A 13,867-nucleotide genomic window follows, 5' to 3' on the forward strand; every position below is an offset into this window, starting at 1 on the left:
AAGCCGTGTATAGCTATCTCGGCGTCAGTCTGCGGTAACGGTCCAGCGTGATTCGGCCGAGCAGGCGCTCCCCCTTGGCGAAACGCCCCAGCTCGTCGACGACGAAATCGCACAGCCTCCGCTTCAGCGGGCCGTGGAACCCGCCGATATGCGGCAGGCAGAACGCATTCGGCATCGCGAGCAGCTCGTGGTCCGCCGGCAGCGGCTCCCGGTCGTAGACGTCGAGTGACGCCCGGATGCGGTTCGCGCGAAGCTCGTCCAACAGCGCCGCCTCTTGCACGATCGGACCGCGCGCCGTATTGACAAGCAGCGCGCCGTCCTTCAGCCGCTTCAACTGTTCGGCCCCGATCATGCCTTCCGTGCGAGGGGTCCACGTGTTATGCAAGGATACGATGTCGCTGCGCTCGAACAGTTCGTTCAGCCCGCAAAGCCCGACGCCCAGCGCGTCCGCTTCCTCTCGCGTGCAATGGGCGGAGTACAGCAGCAGCTCCGCGTCGAACGGCTTCAGCATCCGGATCACGTGCTTGGCGATTTCGCCGTACCCGACCAACCCGATCGTCCTTCCCGTCACGCCGAGCACCGTTTCCCGGTTGTTGTTGCTCCACTCTCCCCGAGGGATGCGCGCGCTATAGCTCTTCATATCCCAGGCGCCCGCCAGGATCAAGGCGACCGCGCATTCGGCGGTCGAGAGCGCGAGCACCGGATTGGCCGACGTTACGGCGATGGCGGTGGCGAACACGTCCTCGTTCACGATCGAGGCGACGCTGCCGGCCCCGTGGCCGATGAACGCGAGCTTGCCGGCGCGCGCCAGCGCTTCCGGGGTAAAGACCGGCGAGCCCCAGGACGTGATGCAGGCCTCGTAATCTCCGATGCGATCGGCCAGATCCGCGCTCGTGAACGGACGGTTCAACGGCACGAAATCGATCGCGGAGAACCCGGCCAGCTTGTCGATCGACGCCTTCGTCCAAAATAATTCGCGCAGTTCCGCGTTCGCGATCGCGACCAGCGTCTTCATTGCGGAACCCCCCTTTCGCCCGCGCGGAGAACGTTCCGCATGAATGCCACATACCGAGGAAAAACGATCGCAGGGTCCGCGTCCGCCGTCTGCAGCTCCTTCCGCCACTTGGACTCCCACTCCAGCGAGTAATAACCTTCATAGCCCGCCCGTTCGAGCCTGCGGACGATGTCGGCGACCGGCACCCGCCCTTCCCCGAGCTTCGTGTACTTCCAGCTCCGTTCCAGCGGATCCTCGAACGGCACGCCGTCCTTGATATGCACGTGAACGCACCGTTCTCCGAGCAAGGCGATCGTCTCTTCCGGCGATTCCCCTTCTTCGAGCGGATGGATGATATCGTAGATGACCGCGCAATCGGGCTTCCCTACGTCTTCCAGCAGCCGGTTCAGCGATCGGCCGGTGGCGAATTCGTTATGCGTCTCGATCCAGGTTCGCACCCCGTGCGCGGATGCGAATTCGCAAGCGTCGCGGATGCGCGCCACGATGTTCTCGTAGTCAACAGGCGGAGCGGGGTCGTCGAGCCGGGTATTGAAGTAGCCGAGAAAGATCCGCACCCCCGCGGCTTTCAAGTCCCGTGCCAGCAGGACGGCGTCCCGATACCGGGCAAGCTCCGCTTTGTCCCCTTCGCTTCCCGTGAAACAGACGCCCGAGCCGATATTGGTCACGCGGATTCCTTGCTCCTCGAAGAGGCGCAGCGCGGATTGCCGGGCAGCCTGCGTCATGGCGGCGGATATTCCCCAAGCTTCCCCTTCTCTTAGTTCGATGCCGCCGAACCCGCATTCCCGCGCGATCGCCGCCATCTTCTCCGTGCTCCAGCCCTCGCAGGGCAGCGTGCTGAATGCCAGACGGTTCACGCCTTCTTCCCTCCTTCCGGCGCGGATGGCCCGCGCTTCCTTCCCATTATGGCAAGACGATCCCGGCAGCGCTTTCCTTTTTCCGCGATTTCTTTGCACTATTCCGAGAATCCGAGTAACCTTGATTTAACGAACACGCAAACAAGCCCCCGAAGGAGGACGTCATGCCCGACTATCCGGTCTATGCATACAGAGAGGTGCTGGAAGACGATTTCCCTTTCAAAATCGAGGTACGGAATCCGCTGAACATGAACCGGTCCTCGCATGCGCACGAGCATCTGCAGCTGTGCTACATGATGTCCGGCAGCTGCCTGCATTGGGCCGCGGGCGAGCAATACGTGCTGACCAAGGGCGATCTCTTCTCGATCCCCCCATTCCTCGAGCATCGGCTCGGCCCCCGCGACGCGATGGACTTCGCCATGATCCAGGTCGATTTCATGCCCCACGCGATCAACGAAAGCTTCCGGGACGTGGCGCGGATGCAGACGTTCGTCGATTTCGCCTATATCCGGCCGCTCGTATCCGACGCGGGCCTGCAGCCCAAGATGGCGCTCCCTCCCGCCGCCCAGGCGGAGGTCGAGCACGTGCTGAACGCCATTCTCGCGGAATGGGAACGGCAGGAGGACGGTTACCGGCTGGCGATCAAAGCCGATCTCCTGAAATTTCTCGTCATTGCCGGCAGACAGTATCAACGGCATGCGCAGACGCAAAGGCAGCAGGAGCGGCAGAAGGTCGCCCTGCACCGGGAAGCGTTCTACGATGCCGTCGCTTATATGGAAACGCACTATGACGAGGATCTCAAACTGGACGAAATGGCGGCCAAAGCGCTGATGGCGCCGTCCTATTTCAGCCACATGCTGAGACTCGTGAGGGGAAAATCCTACATCGAGTACCTGTCTGCCGTTCGCATCCAGGCCGCCATGGAGCTGCTCGACGGAACGGATCTGAGCGTGACCGACATCGCGACGCGGGTCGGCTACAACCACATCAGCCATTTCAACCGGACGTTCAAGAAGCATGCCGGCGTCACGCCGGGGGATTATCGGAAGCATCGCTCGTAAAAGGCGCCCGCCGGCGTGGATGAAGAGCGATTGTGCCGGTCTTTCCGTCAGCCTGTCGTCGAAGGATGCCCGCTTCCATACCGAATAACCGTCTTGGGAAATGAAAGGGAACAGGCCGCGATCAGCGCCTGTTCCCTTTTCAGTTATGCTCTTCTCGCCGACGCGATGAACAAGCAACAAGCCTCGTCGCCTGCAGGCAACGAGGCTTGTTCGTTTCAACACTTGTTAGGATCCATTCGGTGATCCGTTGATGAATTGCAAGTAGACCAGCATCCGCTTCAGCATGACCGCGCATTGCGCGCGGGAAGCTTTCGCTTCCGGCGCGAACTGCGTGCCGGCCATTCCTTGCATGATGCCCGCTTCGACCAATTGCGCCGCCGCATCGGCGGCCCATGCCGCAATATCCGTACCATCGGCGAACGACTTCAACGCGGCCGCATTCGCTTCGGGCGATTTGCCGGCAAAAGCCAGCGCCCTGGCGATCATCGTCGCCATCTGCTCGCGCGTGACGCTCTCGTTCGGTCGGAACGTACCGTCCCCGTAGCCGTCGATCAAGCCCGCCAGCTTCGCCGTCCCGACGGCCCCGGCGTACCAATCCGCCGCTTCCACATCGGTATAAAGCCCCTCTCCGCCCGCCGCGGCCAAACCGAGCGCGCGTACGAGCAGCGCCGCGAATTCGGCGCGGGTAACGGACGCTTCCGGCTCAAATCCGCCATCCGGCCGGCCGTCGACGATAAGCTTGTTCGCCAACAGCTCGATGTCGGCCCTTGCCCAATGGTCCCTTACGTCCGCAAACGTCCGATCCGTCCGGATGATCGTATACAGGCCGTCGTGCGGCGAATAAACGGTCGCCGTCTTACCGTCGCGAGCGAATACCGCCGGAACGAAATGAGGCGCATCGTGCTCATCGATCCAGACGACCGCCGCATGGTCCGCATCGGCAGGCGCCGGCAGCGCGAGCACCCTCTCCCGATAAGCGGCGTCCCAACCTTCGATGGCCCGTCCATCCGCCTGCAGCGTATATTCGATCGGGCGATCGAGCAGCGCTTCCTTCCCCGACCCGGAGATCGCGCCGCGCAGTGCATCGCTTCTTGAAGGCGCCGCTTTTCCGATCGTGACTGTCACGACCGCATCCGCCTGCACGACATGGAGCGGCATGCGAAGACCGTTTCCGTCGACGATGACGCGCAGTTCAGCGTTCGGATGCGAGATAAGCGCATCATGAAGCGGTTCTGCCGGCAGCTCGATCGTAACCGCATCGACGCCAAGCCCGGCGACTTCGATGACCGCGCTCGCCGATGCGCCGAACAGTCCCGCCGTCTGTTCCGGCGTCAGCCGCAGGCGCGTCACGGTCCGTCCGCCGCCCGTTGTTTCCGTTGATGCCTCTGCCGAACTGCCGACGCCGTTGATCATGATATTTATCCGGTTGGCATCGTCTGAATCGGCGGGAAGATTGACCGGTCCGCCTCCGCCCGGACCGGATCCGCCGTTGCCGCCGTCACCGGATCCGCCGTCGCCGCCGTCGCCGTTTCCGCCGTCGACGGGAGGAACAATAACCGGAGCGGACTCAACCGTCACGGTCCGAACCGCTTCCGCCGATTGGCCAATTGGATTGGTGACCTCGTAACGCAGCGTGTAAACGCCGGGCGTCTCCGGATCAACCGCTCCGCTTGCTTTGATCTGGCCGGTCAAGTCTCCGTAATAGGCGTCCGTCGCCAGCGCCCCCGGATCGGCGAATGCTTCGCCTTCTCTAATCGTTATCTCCGGCTGGCCCAGCAGCGTAATGGCCGGCGGCGCAATTACGTGCACCGAGCGCGTTACCGTCGGCGCCTCGTTCCCGGCGGCGTCCTTCACGTCGTATGTCAGGTAGTACGTATCCGCTTTATTCGTGTAGACCGCACCCGTAACCGTAATCGCGCTCGTCAGATCGCCTTCCTGCGCATCCTGCGCCGTCGCCCCCGGGTCCGCGAACGTACCGTCCAGCGCGACGATCATCGGATTGTCGCCGTTCAGACGGATCAGCGGCTGATCGCCATCGTAGACATGTACGATTCGAGTCGCCGTCCCGACGTTCCCCGCCCGGTCAATCGCCTCGTACCGGATTTCGTAGCTGCCCAGACGAGCCGTGTCCACTTCCCCGCTGACCGTAATGGCGTCTGCTTCCAGCGCCCCGTCGATGTTGTCCGTTGCCTGCGCGCCGGGTTCCGCATACGGCGTTCCCGCCGCGACGTAAAACGGATTGTCGCCGTTCGGGACCAGGACCGGCGCGGCGTTGTCCAGCACGTACGGACCGGCCGTGGCATCGGCGGCATTTCCGGCTTGATCCACGGCGTGAATATGCAGATACCAATTGCCGTTTCCGCCGCTTTGAATCAACGCGTCGCCGCCGGAGAAAGCCTGCCACTCCGCGTCTTCGACCGGCGGGGCGGCCTCGCCCGGCGTCCACGCATAGAACAGGTCCGGCACGTCGGCCGTATCCGTCACCGTTACCGTCGACTCCGCGCGTTGCGCGGGATCGGCGTTGTTGACGGGATCGAAAGCGATCGCTGGGGCACTCGCGTCATACGTCAGGCTGAGCGGGGCCGCTGCCGTATTTTCGTTTCCCGTCGCGTCTAGCGCCGCGCCTCCGGCCACATCGACGGTAACCGTCCCGTCGGCCGTCGGCGTCACGACGAACGTATACTTCGTCGCGCTCTCCGCGCTAAAGCCGCCTGCCGTTCCGTTCCCCACCAGGATGTCGGGCACGTCGAAGCCCGTTACGCCCTCGCTGAACTCCGCCGTCACCTTAAACGCCGCGTTCGTCGGATTGCCCGCCGCCGTGGCGAGTGTCACCGCCGGCCCGGTCTTGTCGTACGCCAGGCTGATCTGCGCCGCCGCCGCGTTTCCATTGCCCGCCGCGTCTTGCGCCGCGCCTCCGGCCACGTCGACGGTAACCGTTCCGTCGGCCGTCGGCGTCACGACGAACGTGTACTTCGTTCCGCTCTCCGCGCTAAAGCTGCCCGCCTCTCCGTTCCCCACCGCAATATCGGTTACGTCGAAGCCGTTTACGTTCTCGCTGAACTCCGCCGTCACCGCAAACGCCGCATTCGTCGGACTGACTGCCGTAGTCGACAACGTCACCGTCGGCACGGTCTTGTCGTATACCAGGCCAAGCTGCTCCGCCGCCGAATTTGCGTTTCCTGCCGCGTCTTGCGCGACGGCTCCGGCTACGTCGACAGTAACTCCCCCTTCTTCCATCGGCGTGACCACGAACGTATACTTCGTTCCGCTCTCGGCGCGTAGGCCGCCCGCCTCTCCATTATCCACCGTAATATCGGTCACGTCGAAGCCCGTTACGTCCTCGCTGAACTCCGCCGTTACCGTGAACGCCCCGTTCGTCGGATTGCCCGCCGTCGTGCCGAGCGTCATCGTCGGCGCGGTCTTGTCATACGTCAGGGCAAGCTGCGGCGCCGCCGCGTTTCCATTGCCTGCCGCGTCTTGCGCCACGGCTGCGGCCGCATCGACCTTAACCGTCCCGTCGGCCGTCGGCGTCACGACGAACGTATACTTCGTCGCGCTCTCGGCGCTAAAGCTGCCAACCGATCCGTTACTTACCGCGACATCGGTCACGTCGAAGCCCGTTACGTCCTCGCTGAGCTCCGCCGTCACCGTAAACGCCGCATTCGTCGGATTGCCCGCCGTCGTGGCGAGCGTCACCGCCGGCGCGGTCTTGTCGTATACCAGGCCGAGCTGCGCCGCCGCCGCGTTTCCATTGCCCGCCGCGTCTTGCGCCGCGCCTCCGGCCACATCGACGGTAACCTTCCCGTCGGCCGTCGGCGTCACGACGAACGTATACTTCGTCGCGCTCTCGGCGCGGAAGCCTCCTGCCGTTCCGTTCCCCACCGTAATATCGTTCACGTCGAAGCCCGTTACGTTCTCGCTGAACTCCGCCGTCACCGTAAACGCCGCATTCGTCGGATTGCCCGCCGTCGTGGCGAGTGCCACCGCCGGCGCGGTCCTATCATACGTTACGCCGAGCTGAGTGGCCGCCGCATTTCCGTTCCCTGCCGCATCTTGCGCCGCGCCTGCGGCCACGTCGACCGTAACTATCCCTTCCCCCGTCGGCGTGACGACGAACGTATACTTCGTTCCGCTCTCGGCGCGGTAGCTTCCTGCCGTTCCGTTCCCCACCATAATATCGGTCACGTCGAAGCCCGTTACGTCCTCGCCGAACTCCGCCGTCACCGTAAACGCCGCGTTCGTCGGATTGCCCGCCGCCGTGCCGAGCGTCACCGTCGGCGCGGTCTTGTCGTACGTCAGGCCAAGCTGCGGCGCCGCCGCGTTTCCATTGCCCGCAGCGTCTTGCGCCGCGCCTGCGGCCGCATCGACCGTAACCGCGCCGTCTCCCGACGGGGTGACCACGAACGTGTAATTCTTCCCGCTCTCGGCGCGGAAGCTGCCAACCGATCCGTTACCTACCGCGACATCGTTCGCGTCGAAGCCCGTTACGTTCTCGCTGAACTCCGCCGTCACCGTAAACGGCGCATTCGTCGGATTGCCCGCCGTCGTGCCGAGCGTCAATGTCGGCGACGTCTTGTCATAGACCAAGCTGAGCTGCGTCGCCGCCGTATTCGCGTTCCCCGCCGCGTCTTGCGCCACGGCTTGAGCCACGTCGACCGTAACTGCTCCTTCCCCCGCCGGCGTGACGATGAACGTGTACTTGGATCCGCTCACCGCACTAAAGCTGCCCGCCGTTCCGTTGCCCACCGCGATGTCGGTCGCAGCGAAGCCCGTTACGCTCTCGCTGAATTCCGCCGTCACTGTGAACGCCCCATTCGTCGGATTGCCCGCCGTCGTGCCGAGCGTCAATGTCGGCGCGGTCCTATCATACGTTACGCCGAGCTGGATGGCAGCCGCATTTCCGTTCCCTGCCGCATCTTGCGCCGCGCCTGCGGCCACATCGACCGTAACTGTCCCTTCCCCCGCCGGCGTGACGACGAACGTATACTTCGTTCCGCTTTCGGCCTTGAAGCCGCCTGCCGTTCCGTTCCCCACCGCAATATCGGTCACGTCGAAGCCCGTTACGTTCTCGCCGAACTCCGCCGTCACCGTAAACGCCGCGTTCGTCGGATTGCCTGCCGTCGTGGAAAGCGTCACCGTCGGCACGGTCTTGTCGTACGCCAGGCCGAGCTGGGCCGCCGCCGCGTTGGCGTTCCCCGCCGCATCTTGCGCCGCGCCTCCGGCCACGTCGACCGTGACCGGCCCGTCGTCCGTCGGCGTGACGACGAACGTATACTTCGTCCCGCTCTCGGCGCGGAAGCCGCTCGCCGTTCCATTCCTTACCGCAATGTCGGCAAGGGCGAAGCCCGTCACGTTCTCGCTGAACGCCGCCGTCACCGTAAACGCCGCATTCGTCGGACTGACCGCCGTCGTGCCGAGCGTCAATGTCGGCGACGTCTTGTCATAGACCAGCTTGAGCTGCGTCGCCGCCGTATTGGCGTTCCCTGCCGCATCCTGCGCGACGGCGCCGGCCACGTCGACGGTAACCTCCCCTTCCCCCGCCGGCATGACGACGAACGTATACTTGGATCCGCTCACCGCACTAAAGCTGCCCGCCGTGCCATTGCCCACCGCGATGTCGGTCGCAGCGAAGCCCGTTACGCTCTCGCTGAATTGTGCCGTCACCGTAAACGCCCCGTTCGTCGGACTGGAAGCCGTCGTGCCGAGCGCGACCGTCGGCGGGCTCTGGTCATACATGACGCTGAGCTGGTTCGATGCGGTATTTCCGTTCCCCGCCATGTCTTGCGCCGCGGCTCCAGATACCTTTACCGTGACCTCCCCGTCGGCCGTCGGCAATACCGCGAACGTATACGTCATCGCGTCCACGCGGGTAAAGCTGCCGACCGTGCCGTTCCCTACCGCGATGTCGGCAGCATCAAAGCCCGTTACGCTCTCGCTGAACGCCGCCGTCACCGTAAACGGCGCGTTTGTCAGAGCTAACGCCGCGCTTAGCGTCACCGTCGGAAAAGTTTTGTCGTATTGCAGGAAGAGCGTCGGTATCGCCGGCATATTAGCGTTCCCCGCCGCGTCTTGCGCCACGCCTCCAGTCACGCCGACATTGACTATCCCTTCGCCCGTCGGCGTGATGACGAACGTATACACGGAGCCGCTCACCGCGCTGAAGCTGCCGACCGTGCCGTTCCCCACCGTAATGTCGGCAGCGGCGAAGCCCGTTACGTTCTCGCTGAATTGCGCGGTCACCGTGAACGCCGCATTCGTCGGACTGACTGCCGTCGTGCTGAGCGTCACTGTCGGCGAAACGGCGTCGAACGCCAGGCTGAGCCCCGACGCCGCCGTATTCGCGTTCCCCGCCATGTCATAAGCCAGGGCTCCGGCTACGTTGACCGTGACCGGACCGTCTGAGATCGGAACGATGACGAACGTATACTTGGTTCCGCTCACCGCGCTAAAGCTGCTTGCGATTCCGTTGCTCACCGCAATGTCGGTTACGGCGAAGTCCGTTACGCTTTCGCTGAATTGCGCCGTCACCGTAAACGCCCCGTTCGTCGGACTGGACGCCGTCGTCGACAACGCAACCGCCGGCGCCGTACGGTCGTACGTGACCGTCAAGGCTGACGAGACCGCATTGCCGTTGCCATAAGCGTCAGCGGCCGCGCCGCCCGCAACCTTGACCGTTACCGGACCATCCGCCGTCGGCGTAACCAAGAACGCGTACGTATCTCCGCTGCCTTGGATGGAGCCCGCGGTTCCGTTCGTTACCGTCACATCGCCATTCGCGAAGCCGCTCACCGCTTCGCTGAAGGCGGCCGTCACCGTAAAAGGTTGGTTGGTATTGCCCGCCGAAGCCGTCAGCGCCACCGTCGGCGCAACCAAATCCGACGTATAATGCGCGTAAAGCGTCATGCTGCCGCCGATCGCGCTCGATTCCGTGAACCGCGTTCCGCCGGAAGGCTGCGTATACCATCCGTCCAGCATATAACCGGTAAGAGCCAACCCGGGCAAGGCTTTGCCGGCCCCTGCCAATGAGGCCGTGTAGATGGTTACGGAAGCCGGATTCGTCTGAGGGACGCCGTTCCAGTCGAATTTAACGGTATAATTATTGCCGTCCACGGCTCCGGCTCCGGTAACCGTCCCCTTGATGGTTCCGGTGTTCGTCACCGTCACGCCGGCCGGAATCGAGAGCTGGTTTCCGCTTGCGATCTCAATCGTTCCGGAGTTGACCAAAGAACCGAACGGCGTGCCCCCGATGGGAGGGCCTTGTCCGTTGCCCGATACGGTCACGACGCCTCCGGTAATCGTCACATTGGCTCCCGGGGACTGACCTCCACCCCCGATGCCCGCACCTCCGTTTTTGCCGGTTGCCGTCACGGTCCCTCCGTTAATCGTGACTGTTCCGGCACTGGCCCCGCTATATCCGCTCCCGATACCCGCGCCTCTGGTACCGCCGATTGCGGTCACGTTCCCGCCGTTGATCGTTACCGTGCCGCCGGACCCGTAGCTGGAACCGCCGATACCGGCCGAGGAGCCGCCGGCGACAGCCGTTACGTTCCCGCCGTTGATTGTTACATTACCGCCGTTGGGACTTTGCTGTCCCCCGCCGATACCCGCTCCATCGAAGCCTCCGTAAGCACTCACTGTCCCGCTCTCAATCGTGATCGTCCCGCCGGAAGATTTATAATCCCCTCCGATGCCCGCGCCGATGCCGGCTCTCGCGTCTGCCGTCAGCGTTCCGTTTCCGACGGAATCTTTAATGGTCAGCGACTCCCCGCCGCGCACCTGAATGGCCGCGGCGTACAAATCGCTCGTTTTAATGGAAAGGCTATGCCCCGCCAAGTCGAGGATCAGGCTCTTTCCCGACGGCACGGCAAGCGAGCCGGACGGTTGATCGATATCCCCGCCGAGCGTCACGGTGCTGCCGCTGGCCTCGGTTCCGAACGCAGTCGTCAATGCGTTCCATGTCGATACCGTTGCGTCCGCATGCGCCTGCCGGCTGCCGATCGCGGCCATCAATCCGGACAAGAGCATCAGGCAGAGCGCTCCGTGTATTCCTCTCTTCCATAATCTGCGCGATGCCCTCCGTAAATCGTACTTCATGCCAAACTTCCTCTCTAGTAAATTATTGCTTTCCTTCGACGAGATTCATTGCATTCAAGCCTGTAACCTATGTAAAGAGTTCAATAGAATCAACAAGAATGCGACTGCCCGTACAACCGACTCGCACCGCCCCTTTTTTGCCATATATCGACATTATACCACCCCATTCGACCCATCGAATAGCATATTCTAGTGAAGAATACCTAAAGAAGAATCGCTTTTAGGTACTATAAAGCAGATTCAGGCAGGCTGATAATCGCTATTCTCGGCGGCCGATCCGCATCCTGTACTCTCGCTCTTCTATCTAATGCGACCGCAATGCTTCGCGATCGCCGGACTCCGTGCCGTCCCGTTCGCAGATGAAAAAGAGCCAGCCTGATCAAGTTTGATCAGACTGGCTCTGAACGGATTCACATGGAGCAGCTATGAAAATCTAGCGGCCCGCGGCCTCTTCGCTCCGATCCGTCGCAAGCGGAGGATCGATGGACAAGGCGGTAATTTCCTTGCGCCATTCGCTCGTAAAATCCAAATCTGCCGCGGCAAGCGACGGCTCCAGCTGCTCCAGGTTCCGCGCGCCGATGATCGGAGCAGTTACGGCAGGGTGATGAAGAACCCACGCGACCGCCAACGTCGCGGGATGAATGCCCTTCTCGGCGGCATAGCCCGCGAATCGATCGGCGATCGCATAATAGGCTTCATCGTTATACCGCTTCGTGTAATTGCTCTGCTCGACCAGCCTGCCCGCGGCCGGTTTCTTGCCGATGCCGTATTTGCCCGTCAGCAAGCCGCCGCCCAGCGGACTATAGCTGATGACGCCCAGGTTTTCCGATTCGGCCAGCGGCAATAGCTCGACTTCCGCTTGCCGCTTCGCAAGATTATACATCGGCTGAACGAGTTCGAAGCTTGCCAGGCTTTCCTTGGCCGAGATGCCCAGCGCCTTCGCGATCTGCCAGGCCGCCCAATTGCTGACGGCGGGATAGAGGATCTTGCCCTGCCGCTGCAAATCGTCGAGCGCGCGAAGCGTCTCTTCGATCGCCGTCAACGAATCGAAACGGTGAATGAAATAAAAATCCAGGCGGTCGGTGCGGAGCCGCTTCAAGCTCTGTTCCACGGATAAGAACAAATGCCTGCGCGAAGCTCCCCGAGCGTTCGGGTCGGAACCGAACGGGAAGCCCGCTTTCGACGTCAACACCAGCTCGTCGCGCTTGCCTTCGATCAACTCGCCCAGTATTTCTTCGGAAACGCCCCTGCTGTAAACATCGGCGGTATCGAAGAAGTTGATGCCTTTGTCCAAACAGCGATGGAACATTCGCTTGGAGGTTTCCTTATCCGCATTCCCGCCGAAGGACATCGTACCGAAGCAGAGCTCCGACACCTGGATGCCCGTCCTGCCGACCGTTCTGTATTTCATCGCATGATCGCCTCCTGTATCATCCGGGGCTTCGACCTCCCCCTCTCTTCATTCTAACTTAACGCGCGCCGGTATTGCGAAGCGGGATGATGCTCCGGCAGCAATCGGTTCCCCGAACCGAAGAGCTTTTCCCGCATCGTTCCCGGCTCATAGTCTTTCTGATAGATCCCCCGGCGCTGGAGCTCGGGAACCACGTGATCGACGAATTCGCGCAGGCTTCCCGGCGTGATCAGATGCGCAAGATTAAACCCGTCCAGGCCGGTTTCCTCCAGCTGCTCCTGCATGGCGTCCGCGATATCCGCCGGCGTCCCCGTCAGCAATCGTCCCTGCCGGCTGTCCAGCGTTCCGATCCGCTCGATGACCTCCCTCACCGTAAGGCGGTTCTGCACCTGCTTGGTAAATTGCGCGGCCCGGCTCTGCCCGTGGTCCGTCGCTTTGTACGCGAGATATTCGTCGGGCGCGTACGCGGATAAATCATAGCCGCTGGAGCCTCCGAATTGGGCAAGCGCCGCTTCCCCGCTCCATAGCGCGGCATACGCCTTCAGCTTATTTTCCGCTTCTGCCCGCGTGCTTCCGACGATCGCATTCAGTCCCGTCAACATCTTGATGCTCTGGGGATCCCGGCCTAACCGCTCGGCTTTGTTCCGAATATCGTCGATCGCGGACTTGATCGACGCCTTGGAATTCCCCCCGACGAACACGCACTCCGCGTGCTTGGCCGCAAAGTCGCGGCCCCGATCCGAGCTCCCCGCTTGGTACAAGACCGGCGTCCGTTGCGGCGAAGGTTCGGACAGATGCGGGCCCGGCACGCGGAAAAACCGGCCTTCGTGGTCGATTTGATGCACCTTTCCCGGCTCCGTATATACGCCGCGCCCGGCATCCCTTACCACCGCGCCTTCCTCCCAGCTGCCTTCCCACAGCTTATAGGCGACCTCCAGGAATTCGTCGGCCAGCTCGTAACGATCGTCGTGCCGAATCATTTTGGCCAGTCCATGATTCAATGCGGCATTCGGCAAGTAAGACGTCACGATATTCCAGGCGATTCTGCCGTTCGTCAAATGATCCAGCGTAGTGAAGCGCCTCGCGTGCGCATAAGGATGCTCGTACGTCGTCGTGACGGTGACGGCGAACGACAAGTGTTCCGTCACGGCAGCCATCGCGGGCACGATAAGCGCGGGATCGTTTAGCGGAACCTGCACGGCGTCCCGGATGGCCGGCTCCCGGCTTTGCTTGTAGACATCGTAGATGCCGACCACGTCCGCCAGGAACAAGGCGTCGAATTTCCCCCGTTCCAGCAGCCGCGCCATCTCCGCCCAATACGATAATTCCGTGTAGCGATGCCGCTCGCTGTCGGGATGCTTCCATAAGCCGTGCGAATTATGCATCGCGCCGTTCATGTCGAACGCGTTCATGATCATTCGTTTCCCCATTG

6 protein-coding genes are annotated in these 13,867 nt (G+C 62.5%); 1 reads left to right on the top strand and 5 read right to left on the bottom strand.

Annotation, left to right across the window (positions count from 1 at the left end; all coding sequences use genetic code 11):
* Positions 1–13 precede the first annotated feature (13 nt).
* Entirely contained in the window at positions 14–1,015 is a 1,002-nt protein-coding gene (locus tag GT019_RS08425) for a hydroxyacid dehydrogenase (RefSeq protein ID WP_161742670.1), read from the bottom strand.
* Positions 1,012–1,869, bottom strand: coding sequence for a sugar phosphate isomerase/epimerase family protein (locus GT019_RS08430; protein ID WP_161742671.1), 858 nt, complete (start codon positions 1,867–1,869; stop codon positions 1,012–1,014). Before GT019_RS08430 ends, GT019_RS08425 begins: the two co-directional genes overlap by 4 nt.
* A 164-nt stretch (positions 1,870–2,033) precedes the next feature.
* On the opposite strand from GT019_RS08430, the gene GT019_RS08435 reads away from it, so the two are divergent.
* Positions 2,034–2,930: a helix-turn-helix transcriptional regulator gene (locus GT019_RS08435; protein ID WP_161742672.1), complete on the top strand. Its 897-nt coding sequence runs from the start codon at positions 2,034–2,036 to the stop codon at positions 2,928–2,930.
* A 225-nt stretch (positions 2,931–3,155) separates the two neighbouring features.
* Here the strand turns inward: GT019_RS08435 and GT019_RS08440 are convergent, their stop codons facing one another.
* The 3 genes from GT019_RS08440 to GT019_RS08450 all read right to left on the bottom strand — a co-directional run bounded on the left by GT019_RS08440 (position 3,156) and on the right by GT019_RS08450 (position 13,865).
* A complete protein-coding gene (locus tag GT019_RS08440; protein WP_161742673.1) occupies positions 3,156–11,024 on the bottom strand; it encodes an Ig-like domain-containing protein in 7,869 nt (2,622 codons plus the stop codon).
* A gap of 433 nt (positions 11,025–11,457) precedes the next feature.
* Positions 11,458–12,435, bottom strand: coding sequence for an aldo/keto reductase (locus GT019_RS08445; RefSeq protein ID WP_161742674.1), 978 nt, complete (start codon positions 12,433–12,435; stop codon positions 11,458–11,460).
* A 53-nt stretch (positions 12,436–12,488) separates the two neighbouring features.
* Positions 12,489–13,865 (bottom strand): LLM class flavin-dependent oxidoreductase, encoded by a 1,377-nt coding sequence (locus tag GT019_RS08450; RefSeq protein ID WP_161742675.1) that lies wholly within the window; start codon positions 13,863–13,865, stop codon positions 12,489–12,491.
* Positions 13,866–13,867: the final 2 nt, after the last annotated feature.

It is taken from the genome of Paenibacillus glycinis (assembly GCF_009909185.1).
Lineage (GTDB): Bacteria > Bacillota > Bacilli > Paenibacillales > Paenibacillaceae > Paenibacillus_Z > Paenibacillus_Z glycinis.